This is a genomic window from Enterobacter cloacae complex sp. P2B (assembly GCF_014895985.1).
GTDB classification, from domain to species: domain Bacteria; phylum Pseudomonadota; class Gammaproteobacteria; order Enterobacterales; family Enterobacteriaceae; genus Enterobacter; species Enterobacter bugandensis.
In genome coordinates, this window is the sequence record NZ_JADBQQ010000011.1 from 267,463 (window position 1) to 291,278 (window position 23,816).

20 protein-coding genes are annotated in these 23,816 nt (G+C 49.6%); 8 read left to right on the forward strand and 12 right to left on the reverse strand.

Going from position 1 to position 23,816, the window contains the following annotated elements:
* The first annotated feature begins 20 nt into the window (after positions 1–20).
* Entirely contained in the window at positions 21–728 is a 708-nt protein-coding gene (locus IM313_RS11390) for an isochorismatase family protein (protein WP_226837284.1), read from the forward strand.
* Positions 729–1,057: 329 nt separating this feature from the next.
* Here the strand turns inward: IM313_RS11390 and IM313_RS11395 are convergent, their stop codons facing one another.
* The 4 genes from IM313_RS11395 to IM313_RS11410 form a co-directional block, all read right to left on the reverse strand.
* Positions 1,058–1,690, reverse strand: coding sequence for a TetR/AcrR family transcriptional regulator (locus IM313_RS11395; RefSeq protein WP_048998599.1), 633 nt, complete (start codon positions 1,688–1,690; stop codon positions 1,058–1,060).
* On the reverse strand, positions 1,690–2,082 hold the full coding sequence (locus tag IM313_RS11400; protein ID WP_192971143.1) for a DoxX family protein: 393 nt from the start codon (positions 2,080–2,082) through the stop codon (positions 1,690–1,692). Before IM313_RS11400 ends, IM313_RS11395 begins: the two co-directional genes overlap by 1 nt.
* A 152-nt stretch (positions 2,083–2,234) precedes the next feature.
* Positions 2,235–3,503 carry a Y-family DNA polymerase gene (locus tag IM313_RS11405; protein WP_028015885.1) on the reverse strand — a complete coding sequence of 423 codons (1,269 nt, stop codon included), beginning with the start codon at positions 3,501–3,503 and terminating at the stop codon, positions 2,235–2,237.
* 2 nt (positions 3,504–3,505) lie between these two features.
* A complete protein-coding gene (locus tag IM313_RS11410) occupies positions 3,506–3,925 on the reverse strand; it encodes a translesion error-prone DNA polymerase V autoproteolytic subunit (protein WP_023618012.1) in 420 nt (139 codons plus the stop codon).
* 354 nt (positions 3,926–4,279) lie between these two features.
* Here IM313_RS11410 and xisR point away from each other — a divergent pair, with 354 nt between their 5' ends.
* Genes xisR through ttcA form a run of 3 tightly spaced genes read left to right on the forward strand, consistent with a single transcriptional unit; the run spans position 4,280 to position 6,717 of the window.
* Positions 4,280–4,492 (forward strand): excisionase family protein, encoded by a 213-nt coding sequence (gene xisR / locus IM313_RS11415; RefSeq protein WP_014884030.1) that lies wholly within the window; start codon positions 4,280–4,282, stop codon positions 4,490–4,492.
* Between the two features lies 1 nt (position 4,493).
* On the forward strand, positions 4,494–5,732 hold the full coding sequence (locus tag IM313_RS11420) for a site-specific integrase (protein WP_049119903.1): 1,239 nt from the start codon (positions 4,494–4,496) through the stop codon (positions 5,730–5,732).
* 49 nt (positions 5,733–5,781) lie between these two features.
* Complete coding sequence (ttcA, locus tag IM313_RS11425) at positions 5,782–6,717, forward strand: tRNA 2-thiocytidine(32) synthetase TtcA (RefSeq protein ID WP_045260636.1); 936 nt, start codon at positions 5,782–5,784, stop codon at positions 6,715–6,717.
* A gap of 42 nt (positions 6,718–6,759) precedes the next feature.
* On the opposite strand, the gene dbpA is transcribed toward ttcA, so the two are convergent.
* The 4 genes from dbpA to IM313_RS11440 all read right to left on the reverse strand — a co-directional run bounded on the left by dbpA (position 6,760) and on the right by IM313_RS11440 (position 10,897).
* Positions 6,760–8,133: an ATP-dependent RNA helicase DbpA gene (gene dbpA, locus IM313_RS11430; protein ID WP_192971144.1), complete on the reverse strand. Its 1,374-nt coding sequence runs from the start codon at positions 8,131–8,133 to the stop codon at positions 6,760–6,762.
* 27 nt (positions 8,134–8,160) lie between these two features.
* Positions 8,161–8,319: a hypothetical protein gene (locus tag IM313_RS22705; protein WP_108780354.1), complete on the reverse strand. Its 159-nt coding sequence runs from the start codon at positions 8,317–8,319 to the stop codon at positions 8,161–8,163.
* A gap of 297 nt (positions 8,320–8,616) precedes the next feature.
* Entirely contained in the window at positions 8,617–9,600 is a 984-nt protein-coding gene (gene zntB, locus IM313_RS11435; protein ID WP_028013350.1) for a zinc transporter ZntB, read from the reverse strand.
* A 154-nt stretch (positions 9,601–9,754) separates the two neighbouring features.
* A complete protein-coding gene (locus IM313_RS11440; protein WP_192971145.1) occupies positions 9,755–10,897 on the reverse strand; it encodes a methyl-accepting chemotaxis protein in 1,143 nt (380 codons plus the stop codon).
* Positions 10,898–11,351: 454 nt separating this feature from the next.
* Between IM313_RS11440 and IM313_RS11445 the strand changes: the two genes are divergently transcribed.
* The 3 genes from IM313_RS11445 to IM313_RS11455 all read left to right on the forward strand — a co-directional run bounded on the left by IM313_RS11445 (position 11,352) and on the right by IM313_RS11455 (position 15,023).
* Complete coding sequence (locus IM313_RS11445) at positions 11,352–13,481, forward strand: bifunctional diguanylate cyclase/phosphodiesterase (protein WP_192971146.1); 2,130 nt, start codon at positions 11,352–11,354, stop codon at positions 13,479–13,481.
* Positions 13,482–13,575: 94 nt separating this feature from the next.
* Positions 13,576–14,808, forward strand: coding sequence for a sensor domain-containing diguanylate cyclase (locus IM313_RS11450; RefSeq protein ID WP_192971147.1), 1,233 nt, complete (start codon positions 13,576–13,578; stop codon positions 14,806–14,808).
* A 74-nt stretch (positions 14,809–14,882) separates the two neighbouring features.
* The gene (locus IM313_RS11455; RefSeq protein WP_032644880.1) at positions 14,883–15,023 is read left to right on the forward strand and encodes an Ecr family regulatory small membrane protein; all 141 of its coding nucleotides are present in this window, start codon (positions 14,883–14,885) and stop codon (positions 15,021–15,023) included.
* 190 nt (positions 15,024–15,213) lie between these two features.
* Here the strand turns inward: IM313_RS11455 and IM313_RS11460 are convergent, their stop codons facing one another.
* On the reverse strand, positions 15,214–16,113 hold the full coding sequence (locus tag IM313_RS11460) for a LysR family transcriptional regulator (protein WP_192971148.1): 900 nt from the start codon (positions 16,111–16,113) through the stop codon (positions 15,214–15,216).
* Positions 16,114–16,255: 142 nt separating this feature from the next.
* Between IM313_RS11460 and IM313_RS11465 the strand changes: the two genes are divergently transcribed.
* Positions 16,256–17,185: an aromatic alcohol reductase gene (locus IM313_RS11465; protein WP_192971149.1), complete on the forward strand. Its 930-nt coding sequence runs from the start codon at positions 16,256–16,258 to the stop codon at positions 17,183–17,185.
* A gap of 268 nt (positions 17,186–17,453) precedes the next feature.
* Here the strand turns inward: IM313_RS11465 and IM313_RS11470 are convergent, their stop codons facing one another.
* Genes IM313_RS11470 through IM313_RS11480 form a run of 3 tightly spaced genes read right to left on the reverse strand, consistent with a single transcriptional unit; the run spans position 17,454 to position 23,783 of the window.
* Complete coding sequence (locus IM313_RS11470; protein ID WP_192971150.1) at positions 17,454–20,912, reverse strand: DEAD/DEAH box helicase family protein; 3,459 nt, start codon at positions 20,910–20,912, stop codon at positions 17,454–17,456.
* A 16-nt stretch (positions 20,913–20,928) separates the two neighbouring features.
* Positions 20,929–22,155 (reverse strand): restriction endonuclease subunit S, encoded by a 1,227-nt coding sequence (locus IM313_RS11475; RefSeq protein WP_192971151.1) that lies wholly within the window; start codon positions 22,153–22,155, stop codon positions 20,929–20,931.
* Complete coding sequence (locus IM313_RS11480; protein ID WP_192971152.1) at positions 22,152–23,783, reverse strand: class I SAM-dependent DNA methyltransferase; 1,632 nt, start codon at positions 23,781–23,783, stop codon at positions 22,152–22,154. Before IM313_RS11480 ends, IM313_RS11475 begins: the two co-directional genes overlap by 4 nt.
* Positions 23,784–23,816: the final 33 nt, after the last annotated feature.

Consider the following 23,816-nt stretch of genomic DNA (forward strand, 5'->3'; position numbering starts at 1 on the left):
GGATCTAAAGAGTGCCCGATATGAAAAGAAGATGTTTTCTCCACACGGCCAGCGCACTGCTGGGCGTTTTTGCTATGGGTTCGTCCGCACGGGCCGGAGCTACGCCCGAAAAGGAGGATGTTCTGATGAATGGCGGGCAATTACTACCTGATACGGCGAAAAGGTTCAGCGTCGAAAAAAATGACGTGATTTTTATCTTCGCCGATCTCCATCCCGGTCTGATTAACACCAGTAAGACTATGCCGCCAGAATCGCTCGCCGCAAACGTTGGTGGCCTTGCTAAAGTGGCAAAAGCTGTTTCCGCACCCTCGTTCTTTCTGACGGTTACGCAGAACGGCAGACCCGGGGAACTGGTCTCTTCTCTTTCCGGGTATGCCAGTGCAGAAAATACGATTTTCCGTAAAACAGCCGATCCGTTCCAGGTGAAAGAACTGACCGACGCCATTCATCGTACAGGACGTAAAACGCTTGTGGTGTCAGGCTATACGGCGGAAGTTGCGGTTTTGCTCACCGCGCTGGGCGGGCTCAGGAATGGCTATCATGTTTATATTCCGGTGGACTGCATCGGCAGCAGATCTTCCCGGACAGAAGACGCGGTGCTGAAGCAGGCTGAACAGGCCGGGGGAATTGTCACCTCGCTCAGTTCAGTGTCAGCCCAACTGGCTCCCGACTTTTCTCAGGAGCCCGGCAAAACCATCCTGTCTGTCATTGCGTCTGTCAGAGTCTGACCTGTTTATATATGAATGTGATCCCCTGCTTTACTGACGCCGGTACTGACTGTGGCTGCTCTGATAAAGCAGGAATCAGCCACCGGTGATCTGACATCAGGAACGACCTGATCGCGCCAGCCTGGTTATTTATTGCGTACAACGCAAAATTATTAGCTGTTTGTTAACATATTCACATTATTGTCATTTATGGCGTAATCAGCCTTTTCTTCTGCTTCATTCTTCACAATCATCGTCTTCTTACTCATGAGATCCGAGAACCCCATGAAGCGGACAACTGCGAAGATCCGCTTTGAGCGAGAAGCGGACCTTGATGTTACGCCAATATTTCAGTGCTGCTCAGTAGAGTAGGCCCTCATAAATACATCAAGAGAGTGTACCACCCTGTGTTGGATTTCTGTATCAGTTAACGACTTCCGCGCCCCGAGTTTTATTTCAAGGCTCGTCATACCAAGCCATAAACCAGCCAGATGGTCGGCGGCTTCACGGGCATTGCACTCCCTCAGCAATCCAGCTTCTATTGCTTCGGCAATAATCGTTTCCAACATCTGTTGCGCACGGCCTGGGCCGGCTGCATAAAAGCGCCCGGGCAGGTCAGGATGTCGGATTGCGGCAGAGGCAATAAGCCTGTCCCAACCGATCAGTTCTTTCTGGTTTATGAAACGTACAAACCTGCTACCAAAAGCAGTTAAAACTTCCTGTAGGGGCAGGTTGTGGCGTTGTGAAAACTCCCTGTCGCTGATGGTCAGATCTGATTCCTGTCGCAGAACAGCTTCAATCAAGGTTTCCTTGTCAGCAAAATTCGCATAAAGAGTGGCTTTCGCCACCCCTGCAATACGCGCTATTTCTGCAGTCGTGACATTAAGGCCCTTTTCCAGAAAAAGTCTTCGCGCCGCCTGCACTATAGCCTGTTCCTTCAGGAGATCTTTAGGACGGCCTTTCTGTCGTTTATTTTCATTCATCATTTGCGTCCCGAAAGCAGCATGCTCATCATTAGTCCCCCGATTACTGTAATATGCTCAAGAGCGATATGGAATTCTTGGGTACGTTTAGGTTCATTGAATGTCCAGAAAGGATGGCCCAACGGAATAGTGAGCAATGTAAATATAATCAGCAACATTGCCCCAACCCAGCCATACCCGGACCGGTCAGAAATCACCAGAGCGGATCCCCCAAGCTGAGACAGGATGGTTCCAACTGCGAAAAAGGTCGGTACGGGCAGACCGACAGCAATCATTTCCTGAACGATTACGCCAAAGTTGAACAGGCCGAAGATGCCTGCCATCCAGAAAAAAAAGGTCAGCAAAATGCGCGAGGAATAGAGCGCTGCCGAAGAAGATTTTAAAGTAAACATGAAAATGACCAAATAAATGATTAAACAGACTCGCAAGTCTACATATAATTTTCAGACTGACAAGTCTGAAAAATGCGATCGATAGTTTGTTCTACGGCAACTTAGCGCAATGGCAGCTTATGGCACAAAGCGGACAAAGACATCAGGAATACTTATCGGACTCTTAGCAGATCTGAATATCTCGTCGTATATCGAGGCGACAGCATTTCTCGCTTCATTTGCCACTGTTGCTGAATGCCCTGCCCAGCAAAGTAGAGAGTTCCTTTCCCGTCTTTAGCGTTCAGGTGATCGAGCACTTCCATCAACCTTTCGCTACCAGCCCGCGGCGCGTTCTCATCAAACAGGTTGAGCTGGGCCACACCTTGGCTGGAGAAGTCCCCGAGCATAATGCCGGCTTTCTGGTACCGGTGTCCATCCTTCCAGATTTTGTCCAGGCACTTTACCGCGGCGTTGATTATGTCGCGGGAATCCTGTGTAGGGGTGAGAAGCTTCATGGACGCGCTGTTACCGTAATATGGCTCGTTAAGCGCAAAGGGAGAGGTTTTCACGAACGCAGAAATAAAGCGGCAGTACTGATGCTCTCCCCGCAACTTTTCTGCGCCTCGGGCCGCATAACTGCAAATAGCCTGCCTCATTTGTTCGTAATCAGTGACGCGTTCACCGAATGACCTGCTACAGACGATCTCCTGCTTTGCCGGCGCAAATTCCTCCAGCTCGAGACAGGGCTCGCCGCGCAGTTCCCGGACGGTTCGCTCCAGCACGACATTGAAGTGTTTGCGGATAATCCACGTGCTTTGTTCAGAAAGGTCCAGAGCTGTTTTGATGCCCATGGCATTCAGCTTCTTACTGATGCGCCTGCCTACGCCCCATACATCTTCTACTGGCACGATGGCGAGCAATCGGCGCTGGCGGTCGATATTGGATAAATCAACTACCCCTCCCGTTTGCCGCTGCCATTTCTTCGCGGCGTGGTTGGCCAGCTTGGCCAGTGTCTTTGTCTGGGCAATTCCAACCCCGACAGTCAGGTGCGTCCGCTTCAGAACGGTAGCGCGGATTTCTTTGCCGAACTCAGTAAGATCCCGGCAATTGCGAACACCTGTTAGGTCACAAAATGCTTCATCGATACTGTAAATTTCTACGCGAGGGCTCAACTCCTCCAGTGTGGTCATTACTCGATTCGACATGTCTGCGTACAGCTCGTAGTTACTGCTGAAGCAAACAACCCCAGCGCGCCGAAATAAGTCCTTTTGCTTGAAGAAAGGCTCTCCCATTGTAATTCCAGCCGCCTTGGCCTCGGCGCTGCGCGCGATTACGCAGCCGTCATTGTTCGAAAGAACAACCACTGGCCGCCCTTTCAAATCGGGACGAAACACCGTCTCGCATGATGCGTAGAACGAATTCACGTCGCAGAGCGCAAACATACTCAGCTCGCCGATTTGACGATGAAAGTAACAACGCCGAAAACGTCCAGCGTATCTTCGCTGCCTACAACAATCGGACTGTAGGCGCTATTCATTGGGATGAGTTGGACATTTGGACGCAACTGCAAACGCTTAACAGTGAATTCCCCTTCAACCGCGGCGATGACAATGTCACCGTGCTCAGCCGTGCGCGAACTATCCACCACCAGCAGATCACCGTCGCTTATCCCGGCTTCGATCATTGAATCCCCCGCGGCTTTGACGAAATATGTAGAGCTCGGGTGAGCGACAAGTAACTCATTGAGATCGATACGCTGTTCAACGTAATCAGCTGCGGGGCTTGGGAAACCACACTGTACTAAGTCACTGAAAAGCGGAAGAGCGATAATTTCTCGCAGTTCTGTTGGCCTGATGAATTCCATTGCACACACCTCAAATACTGTTTTTATATACAGTAGTTTTATTTGTAAGTGTCCGCAAGATACAGGCCCTATCGTCACTGCTTAAAGCTTCGCCGTTTCGTTTCTAAGTTTATCTCTCGTTTCGAATTATCTCTTTTGTAAATTTTTCAATAATGGCGCAGATGTAAGCAGATCTGAGGGAGACAAAGCCCGTTAAATGCCAGAACGGGCTGCGACTGAAAGCTAAGTCTTCATGATTCCGCTATTTTTGCTTAAGCTCCTGGAGCTCTTTCTGTGTTGCCTCCAGCTGTTTAATGACGTAGTTCAGTGCCAACACGGTATCAAGCATGATGACGTTGCTACCTGAGGTGAACCATGTCGCAGGTAATTTTTAACGAAGAATGGGTTGTTGGCGCAAGGCTCACAGAAAAAACAGGCCTGACCGAACGACAGATTGAGAAGTATCGCCAGGGCTGTTGGGTGGAAGGTGTCCATTTTAAACGAGTATCTCCTTCTGGAGAAAAAACCTTGCGTGGCACAACCTGGTATAACTATCCGAGAATTAATCAGTTAATAAGGGATGCGTAAGATGTCAGCTTTGCCTACGGGTGTCGAAATCAGAAACAATAAGATTTGTATCTGGTTTATGTACCGGGGAAAGCGTTGCCGAGAAATTCTAAAAGGTTGGATTAACACCCCGGCGAACATCAAAAAAGCAGGGAATCTTCGGGCTGTGATCGTTAGCGAGATCAACCTTGGAGAATTTGATTACCACCAGCGCTTTCCTTCATCATCCAGAGCAAAAAAAACCGTAACCACTGTTTCAGTTCAAACCTTTTCAGAGCTGTGTGAACTGTGGACGAGCATTAAAGAAACCGAAATTAGCGCGAATACGATGCGTAAGACGCGCTCACAACTGGGTACGTTAATGCACATCATTAACGGAGATACGCCTGTTTCAACTATACGCCACAGCGACATTCTTAAATACAGGAAGGAGTTGTTGAATGGTGAGACACTTTACCTGACAAATCCCAGAAGCAACAAACAGGGACGCACTGTGCGTACCGTGAACAACTATATATCGCTTCTGTGCTCCCTGCTTCGGTTTGCACACAAATCTGGCTTTATCAGTGGCAAGCCCTTCGAAGGAATCAAGAAACTACACAAAGGGAAAGTAAAACCGGATCCTTTAACGAAGCAGGAGTTTAGTTTGCTTGCGGAATCCGAGCGTGGCCAAAGCCTGAATATGTGGACGTTCGCAGTTTATACTGGTGTCCGTCATGGAGAGCTCGCAGCTCTTGCCTGGGAAGATATCGACTGGGAAAAAGGTACGGCTCATATACAGCGCAATCTTAATGCCTTGGGCATGTTCGGCCCACCAAAAACCGAAGCAGGTAACCGGGTTATCACCCTTTTAGAGCCGGCACTTGAAGCCTTGAAAGCGCAGCGCAAATTGACAGCGCTACAGCCTAAAACCGAAATTGTCTTTAATCATCGCGAGTATGGCGCAGTGGAACATCAAAATCTGCGATTCGTTTTCATACCCCGGATGCGCAAGGGAGAACAGAAAGCCTACTACTCTTTATCGAGCATCGGTGCGAGATTCAACGCAGCTGTAAAACGTGCTGGTATTCGCCGCCGGAATCCGTACCATACGCGGCATACTTTTGCCTGCTGGCTTTTATCTGCCGGCGCTAACCCGTCTTTCATAGCCAGCCAGATGGGGCATGAAAACGCGCAAATGGTTTATGAAGTCTACGGTGCGTGGATTGAAGAAATGAATGGCGAACAGGTGCTGATGCTTAACGATAAGCTGGCACGCTGAAAAATTTTTGCCCCTATTATGCCCCTATTGGCTCCGAAGGTAGTAATAAATGCAAGAAAATCAATCAAATACAAAGAAAGAGCAATACAACCTGAATAAACTTCAAAAGCGCCTGCGCCGTAACGTGGGCGAGGCCATTGCGGACTTCAACATGATTGAAGAAGGCGACCGCATCATGGTTTGCCTGTCAGGGGGTAAAGACAGCTACACCATGCTGGAGATCCTGCGTAATCTTCAGCAAAGCGCGCCGGTTAATTTTTCCCTGGTGGCGGTCAACCTTGACCAGAAACAGCCGGGTTTCCCGGAGCACATTCTGCCGGAATATCTTGAACAGCTGGGCGTTGAGTACAAAATCGTCGAAGAAAACACCTACGGCATCGTGAAAGAAAAGATCCCGGAAGGAAAAACCACCTGCTCGCTTTGCTCCCGTCTGCGCCGCGGCATTCTCTATCGTACAGCAACGGAACTGGGCGCGACCAAAATTGCGCTGGGCCATCACCGCGACGATATCCTGCAAACGCTGTTCCTGAACATGTTCTACGGCGGCAAGATGAAAGGCATGCCGCCTAAGCTGATGAGCGATGACGGCAAGCATATTGTGATCCGCCCTCTTGCCTACTGCCGGGAAAAAGACATTGAGCGTTTTTCTCAGGCGAAAGGGTTCCCGATCATTCCATGCAATCTGTGCGGCTCACAGCCGAACCTGCAGCGTCAGGTGATTGGCGACATGCTGCGCGACTGGGACAAACGTTATCCGGGCCGTATTGAGACCATGTTCAGCGCGATGCAGAACGTGGTTCCTTCCCACCTCGCTGACGTAGAGCTGTTCGACTTCAAAGGTATCAACCACGGCTCGGAGGTGGTGAATGGTGGCGATTTGGCGTTTGACCGGGAAGAGATCCCAATGCAGCCTGCGGGCTGGCAGCCGGAAGATGATGACAATCAGTTCGAAGAGTTGCGTCTGAACGTGCTTGAAGTGAAATAAGCGATGGGCGTCTCAGAAAGACCTTCTGAGACGCTTTATGCCTTATTTCAGCAGATGTACGCGGCAGGTTTTGCCTTTAATCTTGCCGTTTTGCAGCTGCTTCCACGCCTTATGCGCAACCGCCTTGCGAACCGCCACGTACACGTGTGCCGGATGAACCGCAATCTTCCCGATATCCGCCCCTTCCAGCCCCACATCTCCGGTCAGTGCGCCCAGCACATCCCCCGGTCGCATCTTGGCCTTTTTGCCGCCATCAATGCACAGCGTCGCCATTTCGGCCTCCAGCGGCATGAGCCTGACGTTCCCCGGCGCGTTCACCCAGTTCAGTTTGATCTGCAACATTTCTGAGAGAATATTGGCGCGCTGCGCCTCTTCCGGTGCGCAGAAGCTGATGGCCAGGCCGCTGTTTCCGGCGCGCGCGGTACGACCAATACGATGGACGTGCACTTCCGGGTCCCAGGCCAGTTCATAGTTCACCACCAGTTCAAGGGATTTGATGTCCAGACCGCGGGCGGCGACGTCGGTCGCGACCAGCACGCGGGCGCTGCCGTTGGCGAAACGCACCAGCGTTTGATCGCGATCGCGCTGTTCCAGATCACCATGCAGAGACAGTGCGCTCTGCCCCGCCGCATTCAGGGCATCACAAACCGCCTGGCAGTCTTTTTTGGTATTACAGAACACCACGCATGACGCAGGCTGGTGCTGGCTCAGCAGTTTCTGCAGGAGCGGGATTTTTCCCTGCTGCGAGGTTTCAAAGAACTGCTGTTCGATGGCCGGCAGAGCATCGACGCTGTCGATCTCAATGGTGAGCGGATTATTCTGCACGCGACCGCTGATCGCGGCGATGGCTTCAGGCCATGTCGCAGAGAACAGCAGCGTCTGACGATCGGCCGGCGCGAAGCGGATCACTTCATCAATGGCATCGCTGAAGCCCATATCCAGCATCCTGTCCGCCTCGTCCATCACCAGCGTGCTTAAGGCATCGAGCGAAACGGTGCCTTTTTGCAGGTGATCAAGCAGGCGGCCGGGCGTCGCGACAATAATGTGCGGCGCGTGCTGGAGCGAATCGCGCTGTGCGCCAAACGGCTGCCCACCGCAGAGGGTTAAGATCTTGGTATTGGGCAGGAAGCGCGCCAGGCGACGCAGTTCACCCGCGACCTGGTCTGCCAGCTCGCGGGTCGGGCACAGGACCAGTGACTGGGTCTGAAACAGCGACGCGTCAATATGCTGCAGCAGACCAAGACCGAAAGCGGCCGTTTTCCCACTGCCCGTTTTCGCCTGCACACGCACGTCCCGGCCTTCAAGGATAGCGGGTAGCGCGGCCGCCTGAACAGGCGTCATCGTGAGGTATCCCAACTCGTTGAGGTTGTCGAGTTGGGCGGCAGGCAGAACATTCAGGGTAGAAAAAGCGGTCACAATAATCTCTCGTGGTCATCTTTACGGTCAGATGGCGCGTATCCTCGCAGATCTCGGGGTTCGATGCGACAATTTAATCGGTTCTTCGTCCGGCGGCGGGTCTGGCATCGGCTGCGGACGCGGAATGGGATCGGGCATCGGCACGGGATCGGTGGGGACAGGATCGGACTGACGCGCGTGTTGCATTAGCAGAGCGAGTAAAATGCTCATCTTTCCCTCCAGGATTTGCTGTCGTCCCTTTTAGGGTAGACGCTGAGAAACAGGAGGCAAAAAAAAGCCGACTATAAAGTCGGCGTCGTACGAATCAATTGTGCTATGCAGTAATTCAAAAAAGGAAGTAAGACAATATGGAGCGCAACGCCCATCGCTTGACGTTGCATTCACCTGCGGGAGTAATATTGCACCTTACGGGGGTGATGTTTATTGACTTCGCTCAATTAAAAGAGCGTTTTAATCCTCGAAAAAGGTGAAAAAATCGTAAATTTACAGCCATTTACTACGATGCAACCACCATGCAACACCACCAATCAAAACAACTAACATGACGCAAAACGCGGTGAAGCCGTACCGATATTCGCCGCCGGGTATACCGCCCAGATTGACGCCAAAAAGCCCTGTCAGAAATGTGCTGGGTAAAAAGACCATCGCCATCAGGGACATCGTGTAGGTTCTTCTCGCCAGCGACTCCTGCATCACCTGCGCGATTTCATCCGCCATCACCGCCGTTCGGGCGATACAGGAATCAATCTCATCCAGCCCACGGCCCAGCCTGTCAGCAATGTCCTGCATCCGGCGGCGCTGATCGTCATTCATCCAGTTGAGTCTTTCACTGGCCAGACGGGCATACACATCCCGTTGTGGCGTCATATAACGACGCATCACGATCAGCTGCTTGCGCAATAGCGCCAGAAAGCCGCGCGGCGGGATCTGCTGATCGAGCAGATTATCTTCCAGGTCGATGATTTTATCGTGCAGCTCTTCAATAAATTCGCTCGCATGATCGGTCAGGGCGTCACAGACGTCCACCAGCCAGCTGCCGCAGTCAACCGGTCCGGTCCCCTCTTTGAGATCGTTCACAATGTCATCCAGCGCCAGAACCTTACGCTGACGTGTGGAAACAATCAGCCCATCGTCCATATAGACGCGCATCGCAACCAGCTGATCGGGACGTTCATCCGTGCTGCCGTTTATACAGCGCAGGGTGATAAGCGTCCCGTCTCCCATCCTGCTTACGCGAGGCCGCAGGCTTTCCCCCGCAAGCGCATCACGTACGTTGTTAGGCAGCAGCGGAGTCGAGGCCAGCCAGTCAGCGCTGTCCGGGTGGGTATAGTTCAGATGTAGCCAGCAAGGATGCTCTTTATCAATGACATCATCATCTTCCAGCGGTCGGGCGCCGCCGCGACCGTCAAGCACCCACGCAAAAACTGCGTCAGGAACGTTAAGTTCGGATCCTTTAATGCTCTCCACAGCGCCTCCCCTGTTTGGCTCTTTCGATGTCAGTCTAGCTTCCATCAGGGGTTAAGCAACAACTATGTTTCGCATCGCGCTGAAATCGCTCAGGAATTGTACACGCTATATTTTGAGAATAAAAAAGCCTGGCATGCCAGGCTTCAGGAAGCTGTCAATGAGAGTGCTCGGGGCGCGGATGAAACGAGACAGGGCTGGCTACTGGTGACAGGGGGTGCCCCTGGTCCAGCCTGAAATTTCGGGTCCGCGTCTGCAGTTCGATCACCTGATTACGCAGCACATCAGAGGAACCGTTGAGCTCCTCCGCCATCGCCACGTTGCTTTGCGTGACCCGCTCCAGTTCGGACAGCGCCAGCGTGATCTGGGAAATGCCCTTCTCCTGTTCTGCGGTTGAGGTAGAAATTTCGTCCATTAACCGGCTGACGTTGCCGGAGCCGGTCACGATGTCACGCATATTCTTCTCCGCTTCCGACACAACGCTGGCACCCTGGGTGACATTACTGCTGGTAACGTCAATCAGCGTTTTGATGTTTTTCGCCGCCTCAGCGCTGCGGTGAGCCAGGTTTCGGACTTCCTCTGCAACCACGGAAAACCCTTTCCCGTGATCGCCCGCCCGCGCGGCCTCGACGGCCGCGTTAAGCGCCAGAATATTCGTCTGGAATGCAATCCCGTCGATCAGGGAGATAATTTCCGTCATCTGCTGCGCGCACTCGGTAATGGATTGCATATTGCTGGCAACCTGTTCCATCAGATCTCCGCCTTTGCGCGCCTGCAACGTCGCGGCATTCGCCTGCTCGCTCGCCAGCCGGGTATTATCGGCATTGTTTCGGGTACTTGCCGCCATCTGCTCCATGCTTGCCGCAGTTTGCACCAGAGACGCAGACTGCTGCTCTGTTTTCACCGAGAGCTGGGCACTGCGGGAAGAGAGCTGATCCGACAAGGCCATGGCGTTTTGTGATGATGCCCTAATCTCACGCACCAGCGTAGCGATGTTGCTGGAAAGAGTATTAATCCCGGGAATTAATCGCCCCGCGCAGTTATTGCCAAACTCGGGGATAGAGACGCCTAAGTTGCCTGCGGTCACTTCTTCAATACTTTTTTTCACAGTATTGATCGGCGTCACAAGAAACTTCGTCATATAACTCCAGAGCAAAAATAATCCAACGAAATTGACCAGATTAATCGAAACGAAAAGAGGAAGATTGCTGGAAAATAGAGCAACGATACCTGCATTCACTAAAAACAGGCACAGCAGGAACCAGGCAATGAAGGTCCTGACACTAATATTTCTTAGCATGATTTTACCCACAACTTATATTTTGGTCGGCATTTAGATTTATAGCATTCACTTTTACGTTTGTCCTCACATAATACGCTGGTTTCTCGTTTCGCCGTTACCCACCCTGTATTTAACTTAAGTCAGATAAAAAAGGGGCTTTAGTAGAAATGTCATGTCCCATATGCTGTATTGCTGGTCCAAAGCCCCCTGAAGCGATACCATTATCTGCGGTACAACGGTCCATATGCACACATATTTAAGACGCTTTGCTACAATCTATCGGCTATGTTTAGCAGTACTTAATGCATTAACATAAAGAATATATTTTATATTTCGGGTAAGTTTGACCTTTTATATAAGTGGCTATTTTCCACGATAAATAACTAATATGGTTTGAATGCGCATGTTCGTTGCCAGATAAAGACGTGCCGGCCGGCAAAATCGGTAACCCTCTCAGGCGTGGGATTGCATAATGCTCAATATATCGTGGGACCCTGTGTTGATCGCTGTCTCTTATCTGGTGGCGTTTATCGCCTCCTTTGTGGCCCTAGACAGCGCCGGGAAAATTCTCCTTTCCAGCCGTAAAGCGGCTCTGTTCTGGCGCATTGCCGGCGGGATCACGCTGGGCATCGGGATCTGGTCAATGCACTTCATCGGTATGCTGTCGATGCAAATGCCGATGATGATGAGCTATGACCTATGGCTAACCCTTGCGTCTCTCGGCGTGGCGATCGTTGCCTCCACGATAGCAATAAATATTGCCGTTACGGGCAAACACCTCTCTCCCTTTCGGCTGTTCTTCGCCACGGTTATCCTCAGCGCTGGCGTGGTCGCTATGCACTATATCGGCATGGCCGCGTTGATGCTGGAAGGAAGCATCCTCTGGGATCGGCGCATTGTGGGTGTGTCCGTGATGATTGCCGTGGTCGCCTCCGGTGTGGCGCTGTGGCTGGCTTTTCGCCTTAGAGATAAGCACAAAGGGGTCTTTGTGACTCGCATTCTCGCCGCGTTAGTCATGGGCGCCGCCATTTGCGCGATGCACTATACGGGCATGAGCGCCGCGCATTTCCATGAGATGGCGCATACGCTCCCCGGCGGGGTCAGCGAGCTGGGGTTATCCATCTGGGTTTCCGTCACCACGCTCGCCCTGCTCGGCATGATGTTAATTATTTCGCTTATCGATTCGCATTGGCGGACCAGCCGGCTGACGGATAATTTGCGCCAACTCAACCGTCAGCTTGAGCTACAGGTTCGCTTTGACGCTCTCACCGGCCTCGCAAACCGCCAGCAGATGGATATCCGAATGCAGGATTGTCTGCACAGCGCCTTGTTGAGTAACAAACAATTTGCCGTGGTTTTTCTGAATGTCGATCGCTTCAGACGCGTGAATGATACCTGGGGTCACAGCGTCGGTGATGAGTTATTAATTACCATTGCCCAGCGCATCACCTCCCTACTTACCCGAGAGATGACGCTGGCCAGGCTGGGTGGGGATGCCTTTATCCTGCTGGTTCCCGAATACGACGAAGAAAAGCTCAATACCCTGCTCACGACGCTGCTCGCGGATATGCGCCGTCCGCTATCCCTTTGCGGACATATGCTGAGTACCACCCTCAGCGCGGGTGTAAGCCTTTATCCTCAGGATGGCGAAACGCTGCATGAACTGAAGTTTAAGGCGGATGCCGCCTTACACCACGTTAAGCAAGAAGGTCGTAACGGCTGGGCGTTTTACCGCCCTGAGATGTCAACGGCGGTTCCGGCGCAGCCGGGTTTTCTGCAGGAACTTTATCAAGCGCTGGAAAGCGATCGGTTTGAACTGTGGTATCAGCCAACCTGGCATGCTAAAGATAAGACGATCCACGGTTTTGAGGCTCTTCTGCGCTGGCGGCATCCGGAGCAAGGCGTTTTGCTGCCAGGTCTGTTTTTACCCACTCTGGAACAAACGGGTTTGATTATTCCGGTTGGCAACTGGGCTATTGAAGCCGCGTGTCGGCAGCTTCATTTCTGGACTGAACAAGGTTTCAGCCAGTGGACGTTATCGCTCAATTTATCTCCCATTCAGTTCGAACAGCCGGATATCTTTCACATCGTGTCGTCCATGCTGGATAAATATAATCTGTCGCCCTCAAGGCTGATCCTGGAGGTCACGGAGAGTACCGCGCTAAAAAACCTCGACCGCAGCATCGAGCTGCTCAACGCCTTTAACCATGCGGGGATCACCGTCTCTATTGATGATTTTGGCACGGGCTATTCCAACCTGCTGATGCTGAGCGTTCTTCCGGCAAAAGAGCTTAAAATCGACAAGAGCTTTGTGTCCTCTATGCTGGGAAATGAAAAAAGCCGCAAGCTGGTGGAAACCATTATTAATATTGCCCGCACCATGGAGATGACTGTCGTTGCCGAGGGGATTGAAACGGACGAACAGCAGGCAATACTGACCAGCCTCGGCTGTGACTATCTCCAGGGCTACCTTTTCTCCCGCCCCTTGCCCGCTGAACAGGTTCCGTGGCTGCTGCTACAAAAAAACTCAGACAAACAAATTATACCCATAAGTAAAATTCAAACGGACCCCGAATTTATTTCACAAAAAAATCATGCCTGACGGGATTGAGTAGAGTATGTTTCAAGGGAGTATACATGCGGGTCAGTTCTGCCATGATTGCCAGGCGTATCGTGCCGATGAACAGGAAAATACTATGTCGCAAAATAGTTTTGATGCGCTTAATGCAATTAAAACGCCCGTGTGGCTCATTTCTCCTGTTTCGGAACAGATTATTTTTGCAAATGTGGCCGCAATACAGCTAACGGGTAATAAAACGCTGAATGACCTGCGTAAAGGTTCCTGTTCTGCAAGTGCGCAAACCGTCCTGTCGATGTATGTTCCCGAACTGAAAAACGATCACGATATTGTCGAGATCTGGACAGTTAGCCGGGGCGGGCAGGACGTACCGATAAGCTGTCGCCTCTCCCTCACCCACGTCACGCCGGATGGTGATGTTATCGTTTTCGAAGGGATCTCTTCGCACGCCCCCTCAGGCCTGAAAGCCAGCCGTTCCGCAACCTATCAACGCAAAAAACAGGGGTTTTACGCCCGCTTTTTCCTGACCAACAGCGCACCAATGTTGCTAATCGATCCTGCCCGTGACGGGCAAATTGTCGATGCAAACCTGGCCGCGCTTAGCTTTTACGGTTATTCACATGATGAGATGTGCCGGAAGCACACCTGGGAAATTAACACCCTTGGCAGAGGCGTCATGCCCATCATGACGGAGATCGCCGCGCTGCCCGGCGGACATAAGCCGCTTAATTTTATTCACCGCCTTGCCGATGGCACCACCCGACACGTCCAGACCTACGCGGGGCCCATTGAAATCTACGGCGACAAACTGATGCTGTGCATAATCCATGATATTACTGAGCAAAAGAGGCTTGAGCAGGAGCTGGAAAATGCTGCGTTACGTGACTCGATGACGGGGTTACTCAACCGACGTCAGTTTTATAACGTTATCGACCAAACCAACCTGAGCCACCTCTCCGTCCAGCAGCAATTTAGCCTGCTGCTGGTGGATACCGATCATTTTAAAAACATCAATGACCTCTTTGGTCACCTGAAGGGTGATGAGGTGCTCATCGCCCTCTCCCGAACGCTGGAAGCCTGCAGCAGACAAGATGACCTGGTGTTTCGCTGGGGCGGTGAAGAGTTTGTCATCCTGTTGCCGCGTACGTCTCTCGAAACGGCGCTGAAGATTGCCGAATCCGTCCGTGCGGCGGTCGCCCATATTACCCTCCCAGGCTTACCACGCTTTACCGTCAGTATTGGCGTGGCTCGGCATGACCCGGAAGAGAGTATTGACGCGCTGTTTAAACGTGTCGACGATGCGCTCTATCGCGCCAAAAACGATGGGCGTAATAAAGTCCTTGCGGCATGAAACTGGAGTATCGTGAAAAGCCCCGCTACAATGCCCAGCTTAAGTAAATTAACGATGGGTGGGTTGTGGCAACAATGGGAAAGACAGAAATAATACTCACCTTAATTATTTTATTGCTTATTATATTTGGCTTATGGTTTATTTTCAGCGGTGAGATTTGGTTTTTCGTTGAATATCTGGAAAACAGTCTCTACCCCACTTTTGACGCACTGTAGTGCACGTTTAATTTATTGTTTCACCTACCGAATTTGTCAGGTATCTGCATTACCCTCAGCCACGTAAGATACGCGGCGTTATCCTCCAACAATGTTGATAACGAATCACTAAATCATTTGCTTATTTCGCCCGTTCTCTGACGGGCTTTTTTTATTTCCGACTATTAAGCAAAACCAGGGTTCTCGCCCGTCAGTCACCATGTTGGTGTAGCACCGCTCTGCTCCAGTCATAAAAGGCGCGTACCGAAGGCGGAAGATAGCGGTTTTGTGGATAGACAAGCGAAAGCGGTAAATCGAAAGAGACGTCCTCCATACAGCGGACCAACGCCCCGCTCTTCAGATACGGCTCAGCCAGATAGCTGGCCACGCGAATTAATCCGAGCCCATGAATTCCGGCCTGGATATAGGCGTCTGTGTCATCAACGATCAGCGTCTCCTTCATGCGGATTGCACAATCGCCGTCATCACGCGTAAAAAACCAGTCAATGGTACGCCCGGTGCGGTGGTTCAGGTAGCCGACTGCGTAATGCTTTTCCAGTTGGTCGAGATTTTCCGGTTTACCACAGGCGGCTATATAGCCCGGAGAAGCCAGAACAACCCATCTGAAGTTCGCCAGAGGGCGCGCGACCAGCGTCGTTGAATCTTCTATCCTCCCGGTGCGGATCACGCAGTCATACCCTTCCTGAATAATGTCCTCCACGTTATCGCTGGAACAGAGTATCAGCTCCAGCTCGGGATACTGGTGGAGAAATTCAGGGAGACTGGGAAGGATGCAATGTCGGGCGAGAGACTGCGGCATCCCGACTTTAAAACGGCCTCTTGGCTGCGCGGATCTGCCGGGAAAGGCAGACTCCATTGTCGCAATATCCGTCAGCAGCCGTTTGCTCTCGTCATAGTAACGTCGGCCTTCTGCGGTCACGCTGAGTTTCCGGGTGGTGCGCTGTAAAAGCTGAATGCCCAGGTATGTTTCCAGCTCCTTAACGACCCGCGATACGGTTGAGCGCGGTAGCCCCAGCACTTCTGCCGCCCTGGCGAAGCTATGGGTCTCGACCACACAAACGTATACCCGCATTGATTCCAGTTTATCCATATTCCCACCGCGCCCGAAAAGATCGATTATCCCATTTTTACGAACAGTCTAACTTATGCTTGTCGTCTTATCGAATGCAGCCATCTGACATAATCTTGCTCAATTTGAAGTAATCAAGCGATTAAACAAAGAGAGGCTCAGTATGAAAGAACGTGATATCACGACAGGCGAAAAAGTATTAGTGCTTGGTGCAGGACAATTGGGCGCTGCCGTGCTGGAGTATCTGGTTCCGGCAGTCACGCAGCGCGACGGCGCTGTCTCCGTTATCGTATCGCCCGGCTCCAGGTACAGCCGGGGTAAGCTTCAGTCCGAAACGCATCAAAAACTGGCTGATGCAGGGGCCAAATTTATCTCTGTCGATGTCGCTGCCAGCACGATTGACGCGTTAAAAAACCACTTCGCGGATTTTGATACTGTTATCAACTGCATGGGGTTTGTCGCTGGCGCGGGAACACAGATAAAGATTACTCGCGCGGTACTGGAGGCTGGCGTTAAACGCTATTTTCCCTGGCAGTTTGGCGTGAATTACGATGTGGTAGGCAAAGGGAGCGGTCAGCCCGTCTGGGACGAGCAGTATGATGTCAGGACGCTACTGCGGGAACAGAACGCGACGGAATGGGTGATTGTTTCAACCGGCATGTTTACCAGTTTTCTCTTCGAACCGGCATTTGATGTGGTGAATTTATCCGAAAAAACCATTAATGCGCTCGGAGGATGGGACACACAGGTCACCGTGACATCACCTGCGGATATTGGCCGACTCACCACCGAAATTTATTTGCATCAGCCGCGGATCGTAAATGAAGTGATATTTATCGCAGGTGAAACAACCTCATACGGAAAACTGGCAGAAACCGTTGAACGTGTGACCGGCCAAACGTTCACTAAAGACGTATTACCCCTCTCTGCGTTACTGGATGAGCTGCGTTTGAAACCGGATGATACGATGACAGGCTATCGCACGGCCTTCGCCAGGGGAGACGGTGTATGGTGGCCGATGAAAGATACCTGGAATGTACAGAATAACCTGCCGACCCAGGATATAGCGTCATGGCTAAAAACCGTCATTTGAGGACATCTCTTTTCAGGACGCTAATGAAAACTGGCGCTGTCAGCCGCGCCAGCTCTGGATTTAGCCGTGGTTACCTTGCGTTAACAGCAAGCCAGTACCGATTAGTGCTTGGTTATGTACTCACTCTGTAACATCATGTCTGATAGTGGTTTTTTCTTATCTGCAAAAACCAATACCGACATTTTTACCGCAGGCAAAAAAGTTTTCTGTTTTGTGATCTAGCGACAGTTCTTACTGGAAATTTTGAAGTCCAGAGATCGACGGCAGATTATTCCCCTACTGCACTTTGTTCAATGCCTGCTAGTCTATCTCGCAGGTCCATTACCAATGGCATATCAAAGAAACCAAACACTCCTTCAAAATGCTTTTCCGTAAACGGAGGTTGAGCTAACCGCTCTGGGCTCATCGTACCGTTTTCAGTTAGCCAATCGATAATGGTATTCACAAATTGGATCTGATGGCTGTCGAAGCGGGTTTCATCAAGATAATCAGCAAATGCTGCCTTTGCGGCATTACGATCAAGCCCGACTAACTCGCGAATAAAAACACCCAAAGGTTTGTCTGGATGTATGGTCTGCTGATACGTATCGATATCATCAATACCGCTGGCTTCAAAAAGCTTATTGTCGAGTTGCTCCAGATCGAGTTTTGTTATCTGCTGCCCACGACGTAGTCTCTGAATTGTTAAATCATGCTGATGCTCACGAACCCAGGATTCGACGCGCTTACGATAAAGCGTTAGCGCATCACTATAGCCAAAGCTGTAATGTGCTTCATTCTCCTGAAGCGTTACAACTTCATCCTGGAAATTAGTATATACTGCAGCCGACTTTTCTTTATCAATAAATCGGAGCAGCAAGCGCAAACGACGGCGAGTGATTTCAAGATCTTCCAGCGTCAAATCCTGCCAAAAGTTTTTGCTTAGCACATATTCAATCCAGTCAATTTGAGCCTCCACGAGAGGAATGCTGGCCCTGCTTTTCAATTGCTGTACTACTTGCAGCAATCTGTCTTGTTGCTTATCGCTGACCCCCCGTCGCTCTGTGAGTGAAAGTTGCATCGTCAAAATTAATTGATCAAACCTCAACGCCAACTCATCTTCCTGTTCATCACTGGCAATTGGTTCAGCCTCACAAGGCAGACAAGAAATTTGGCTTACCAGTTCCCCCAAATGCTCATCTGTTAAATTTTGCCAGACTTCTTCTTTTTGGTACTTTTCCACCAGTTTGCGATTGGGGCGGACGATGAAATTATCCAGATTCATGCCAACTACACGATGGTGCAACATTTTTAGTAAATACTGTCTGAGTTCTGCTTCATACACACCGCCTGCCTCACTTTGTTTTAAGATCTGGGCCAGCCATAGTCGGTTCTCAAACAATGCCTGTGACAGCGATTTACTGGATGAATCCACAGCACCTTGCGGATTCATTTCGAAATATTCGAAGTTCTGACAAATATCAAAAACCTTGAATTCTGTTTTGTCATTATCCGGGCTGATCGGCCCGAATAAGTTGGCGCACAAACGAGTGCCACGCCCAAGCATTTGCAGAAATTTGACTTTGGATTTCACGACTTTGAAGAACACCAGATTTGCTACCTCTGGTACATCTACTCCGGTATCCAGCATATCGACCGAAATAGCCAGCGTCATCGGGATATTCGGATCAACAGGCTGGCGCTCACCTTTAAACTCTTCAATCAAACTTTCAGCATATTTCTCTTTGTAGGTAATAGTACGAGCAAATTTGCCTTTAAATTTAGGAAAATGATCATCAAACACTTTGTTGATAAATTGAGCATGCTGTTTATTGGCAGCAAAAATAATCGTTTTTGCCAGACGATCACCACCAGCAACTTTGATCCCCCGCTCCATGAGTACTTTGAGTGCCTCAACGACCGTCGACTCATTAAATAAAAACTCATTAATCTCTGAAGGCAATACTTCATCCCGCTCCTGAAGCTCTTCATTGCTTTCCCACTCTTCCTGCTCTTCTTTGCTGAGATCGCTATATTTGATCCCTTCGCGCACAAAACCCAGTCCGACACGGACATCACGCGGCGGGACCAGATAACCATCATCGATCGCTTCCTGCAGTTCATACGCAAAGGTAGGATCGTTGTTAGGGAGTTGGAAAACGTCATAGGTGTTTTTATCAAGATCAGCTTTTGGCGTCGCAGTCAGACCAACCAGCAGTGAATCAAAATAGTCGAAGATATAGCCATACTTCTTGTAAACCGAACGGTGCGCCTCATCAACAATTACTAAATCAAAATGTCCAACGCCAAACAGACGGCTGTCTGGCGGAGCGCTAAGCAAGTTCATCATGGTGGGATAAGTAGACAAATAGAGCCGACCTTTCAGCGTACTGGTCGCCCCCGATAAAATTTCCGGCGAACACTTAGGTAGTAGTTTTGAGAATTCTTTTTTCGCCTGAGTCACCAGCGCATTTCGGTCGGCCAGAAAAAGCGCATTCTTAACCCAACCGGCACGCATTAATAAATCCACCAGCCCGATGATAGTACGGGTTTTTCCGGTTCCCGTTGCCATCACTAACAATGCTTTACGCCGGCGTTGTTGATCAAACTGCTCGCAGACTGCACGAATAGCCTGCTGCTGATATGGGCGCTTAAAACCAGCAATATGGCTATCAATTTCAATGCTGTTCAGTGCCTTCGCCAGTTCCCGCCTATCAATCAAGCGCTGCATTTCATCTTTTGACAAAAATCCCTGAACTTTACGCGGCGTGTAACTCAGGTCGTCCCAGAAGAAAATCTCATAGCCGTTGGTAAAATAAATAAGCGGTCGACGGCCACCAAAACGCGGATCCTGCTGCAAACAATCAGCATATAGTTCAGCCTGACGCTTACCCTGCTGAACATCCGCCGTTGTTCGTTTGGCCTCAACAACCGCCAGTGGTTTTCCATCATCTCCCCACAAGACATAATCAATAAAACCATTACCCATTGGATTATGGCTAGAAATAGGCATTCCACTGACCGGATACTCCCGATCGCGACTGTCAGTCAGCAACCAACCCATCTCTTTCAGGTATTGGTCGATAATGAAGTGGCGAGTTTCAGCTTCGTTGTAGTTATGGCTGTCCTTAACTTCAACGTTTTGTTGCTTACGCTCGGCAACTTTCGCTTTAAGCTGTTCCAGTTCCTGACGGAGAGAAGCATTTTCCCGTTCTCGGTTTTGCTCTTCGCGTTCTTGCTGAGCATCCCGATCTTCGAGTTGCTTCTGTAATTCTTTGAGTTTTTGAGCACTACGGGTAATCAGCCCGGCATCAACCTGAACCGTTTGGGGTATATCTTTGAGATCAAAAATCTGATTCGCTGCGGGCTTGTGCGCAGTATAGGTGCGATAGAGCCAATAAAGAACATGGTGCAATTCTTTCAGCGTTTGTGTGGCGACAGCGGCACTCACCTTCGCAGAACTGTGCACTGCATTATTGCCTGATTTCTGGATCGCTTTAATCTTAGGAAAAACGCTCGAACCTACCAGATCGCGAAAATCTGGCTGGTTTATTAACGTGTTAAGGCTAGTGTCATACTTAGGTTTTAGTAATCCCCTGTCGAATTCATACATCCAGTGAACGGCTCGCTCCAACGTGTAACGACTGTAAAAACAGCAGGTACGCGGATCGCTATTGAGCACTCTTTCCGCTTGCTGAGCGTTTAGCTGAATTTCTGACCACTCACTTAAGAAAGCAAAATTCGACATTGGGTTTCCTTGCTGATTAGGATGCTTTTTTCAGGTCTAGTTTTCCAGAGAAGGCATTTTGCATTAATGATTCAAAAATCATTTTATTTTGTTCTTTGATCTCCAGATTTTTTCTCGCTTGTAAATTTAATACATTAAGAAAAGATATAAACTTACTCTGCATTTGAATTGGAGGTAATGGAATTTCAAGTGAACGAACATTATTCGCCGAGATCGTATTCAGCCCTGAGGTTGTATTGCATATTTTATTTATCTGAACACGACCACCTTCTGAATTTATAAAGCGACTAACAAATTCAGGAACAGCTACAGCTTGATCAAAACGTACTCTAATGAGATGGTTTTGGTGGGTGCAATTCATGATGCTACCGTCCCATACGGCAGTACGACCAATCTCATCTTTATTCCCATGCCCCTCTACAACTAACATATCTCCAACTTTCAAACTAGTTCGCTCAAGTTCGACTTGAGTAACTCGTATTTTCTTAATTTCATCGAGTTTCAATTCATTTTTGTAGATATTGGCCACACGTAAATAATCAACCTCCAACGGTAAGGTTGAACGCTTGCCTGTAACCTGGAGCCCGCCTTGAACTTCGGCGATATCACCAAGGGTAACTTTAGGCCACGCCAATGGATTAGTAATAGGATCCCCAAACATTTCCAAAAATACAGCTTGTGCCATTGCGGTAAGTTCAGATTCCATTTGAATTGATTGCTTAAGCAAACCCCTCCCCTGCATGAGTATTGCAGCTATTCTCTCTTGAATTGAAACCGGAGGTAACGGGATTTCTAGTTCAAGAAATCGTTTACGATCCAAATTTGAAATATTAGTTGTCTGTTTCCCAAGCAATCGAATATCATGCTGAACCTGCCCTGAGTTAATAAATAAATATAAATAATCTGGCAAAACTTTATCCCAAACGGGTCTCAATATAGAAATGAACCCTCCAGCAGTGGCCTGGTAGTCAAGCTTTGGTACCTGCACGACTTTACCTACTAAGTTCCAACTATTGGCACTAGATATTAAGATATCACCATGTCTTAGAAAGAGTTCTTCTCTTTTAACAAGAGCCTTTGGAACAGCGATTAAATCTGATTCGTCCAGTTCCTCCTGGATATTTTTTGTTCTCATACAAACAACAGCATCAGGGTCAGATGCTTCTATCTTTTCTTCAGGTTTGAAAGTGATTCCTCTTATAAATGTAAGGACCTCACCCAACTTCACCATCGGCCAACTCACAGCATCTTCTCCAAATCTGCAATCCCCTGCTCCATCGCCTTTTGCAGGGTTTTAATCCGCTGCAAAATCACCGCCGGTGAGTCATATGTCATTTCATCGTACACCACTTCTTTATAACGGTTGATGCTGAGATCGTACTCTTTCTCTACAATCTCGCTTTTCGGTACAAAGAAGCTTTGTTCGGTACGCTGCCGGGTTAGTTCTTTATGAGCGTTTTGCCAACGCCAAAGAACATCTGGGATGTTGTTCAATTTATGGTTCAGCAATTCTGAAGGTGCCAGTGGGCCTTCAGCAACCTTTTCGTCTACCGTGTCGGCTTCGGTGATCAGCAACTGGTCTTTGACTAATGGCGTTCTCTTGTCATCCAGTGAGAAACCATCAGCCTGCATGTCATAAAACCAGACGTCATCGGTACCGCCACTGTTGGTTTTGGTAAAGAACAGTATTGCAGTGGAAACGCCCGTATAGGGTTTGAAGACGCCTGACGGCAAAGACACCACCGCTTCCAGCTTATGTTGTTCAACCAATGTTTTGCGGATTTCACGGTGTGATTTCGTCGAACCAAACAAAACACCATCCGGAACAATTACAGCAGCGCGGCCACCCGGCTGCAGCATACGCAGGATCAGCGCCAGGAACAGCAGTTCGGTTTTCTCACTTGGTTCCTTTTTCTTCTTCTCTTCGCCGTCAACTGTTTTAGCAGTTTTCTTCTCTGCCTTTTTCGGTGATTTACCCAGTGCACTCAGCAAATCCGGCGATAATTCATCATAAGCTACACTCCCCTTAAACGGTGGATTAGCCAGGATCAGAGTGAATTTGTCTTTGATATTGTCTTCGCCATAATCCATCAGACTGTCACGATATTCGACGGTCGGATTCTCAACACCATGCTGCATCAGGTTCATCGCGCCGATACGCAACATCGCCTGATCAAAGTCGTAGGCATTGAACATCTGATTATGGAAATGGCGAGCATTTTCTGGTTTTAACAGCGCATTCTTATGATGCGTTCGCACATACTCTTCTGCCGCCATCAAAAAACCGCAGGTACCAGAGGCTGGGTCACAAATCACGTCGCTCCACTCACCACCGAGTTTCGGCTCTACCATATTCACCATCATTTTGATGATATGGCGCGGTGTACGAAACTGCCCGTTAGTCCCCGCATTTTGCAGCTTACTCAACATATATTCGTAGAGATCGCCTTTAGTGTCTTGGTCATCCATCTCCAGCTTATCTACCAGATTGACCACCTTATCCAGCAACGGGGCGCTGGGGATCATAAAGATGGCATCCTTCATATGACGGGCAAAGGTACTTTGCTCACCATTAATGGTTTTGATGAACGGAAAGACCTCATCCCTTACTAAGGTAAGCATATCCTCGGGATCAATATTCTTGAATTTACTCCAGCGATAATGCTGCTTATCAGGACCAAAAATAGACTCTTGCACACCATCGCTACGTAGTATTGCTTGCCTCTCACGCTGAGTTTCAAGCTCGTCGAGACGTCTGATGAACAGCAGATAGGTGAACTGTTCAATTACCGAAATGGGATTAGCGATTCCGCCGGTCCAAAAGGTGGTCCAGATCTCATCAACCTGATTACGTAGCTTACCTGTTAACATATGATTCCCAGTGATTTTTACTTCCCCGATTCG

Excerpts from the sequence above, each read along its gene's own strand:
- IM313_RS11390 (WP_226837284.1), top strand. The coding sequence starts at position 21 with ATGAAAAGAAGATGTTTTCTCCACACGGCCAGCGCACTGCTGGGCGTT.
- IM313_RS11395 (WP_048998599.1), bottom strand. The coding sequence starts at position 1,690 with ATGAATGAAAATAAACGACAGAAAGGCCGTCCTAAAGATCTCCTGAAG.
- IM313_RS11400 (WP_192971143.1), bottom strand. The coding sequence starts at position 2,082 with ATGTTTACTTTAAAATCTTCTTCGGCAGCGCTCTATTCCTCGCGCATT.
- IM313_RS11405 (WP_028015885.1), bottom strand. The coding sequence starts at position 3,503 with ATGTTTGCGCTCTGCGACGTGAATTCGTTCTACGCATCATGCGAGACG.
- IM313_RS11410 (WP_023618012.1), bottom strand. The coding sequence starts at position 3,925 with ATGGAATTCATCAGGCCAACAGAACTGCGAGAAATTATCGCTCTTCCG.
- xisR (WP_014884030.1), top strand. The coding sequence starts at position 4,280 with ATGTCGCAGGTAATTTTTAACGAAGAATGGGTTGTTGGCGCAAGGCTC.
- IM313_RS11420 (WP_049119903.1), top strand. The coding sequence starts at position 4,494 with ATGTCAGCTTTGCCTACGGGTGTCGAAATCAGAAACAATAAGATTTGT.
- ttcA (WP_045260636.1), top strand. The coding sequence starts at position 5,782 with ATGCAAGAAAATCAATCAAATACAAAGAAAGAGCAATACAACCTGAAT.
- IM313_RS22705 (WP_108780354.1), bottom strand. The coding sequence starts at position 8,319 with ATGCAACACGCGCGTCAGTCCGATCCTGTCCCCACCGATCCCGTGCCG.
- IM313_RS11440 (WP_192971145.1), bottom strand. The coding sequence starts at position 10,897 with ATGCTAAGAAATATTAGTGTCAGGACCTTCATTGCCTGGTTCCTGCTG.
- IM313_RS11445 (WP_192971146.1), top strand. The coding sequence starts at position 11,352 with ATGCTCAATATATCGTGGGACCCTGTGTTGATCGCTGTCTCTTATCTG.
- IM313_RS11450 (WP_192971147.1), top strand. The coding sequence starts at position 13,576 with ATGTCGCAAAATAGTTTTGATGCGCTTAATGCAATTAAAACGCCCGTG.
- IM313_RS11455 (WP_032644880.1), top strand. The coding sequence starts at position 14,883 with ATGGGAAAGACAGAAATAATACTCACCTTAATTATTTTATTGCTTATT.
- IM313_RS11460 (WP_192971148.1), bottom strand. The coding sequence starts at position 16,113 with ATGGATAAACTGGAATCAATGCGGGTATACGTTTGTGTGGTCGAGACC.
- IM313_RS11465 (WP_192971149.1), top strand. The coding sequence starts at position 16,256 with ATGAAAGAACGTGATATCACGACAGGCGAAAAAGTATTAGTGCTTGGT.
- IM313_RS11470 (WP_192971150.1), bottom strand. The coding sequence starts at position 20,912 with ATGTCGAATTTTGCTTTCTTAAGTGAGTGGTCAGAAATTCAGCTAAAC.
- IM313_RS11480 (WP_192971152.1), bottom strand. The coding sequence starts at position 23,783 with ATGTTAACAGGTAAGCTACGTAATCAGGTTGATGAGATCTGGACCACC.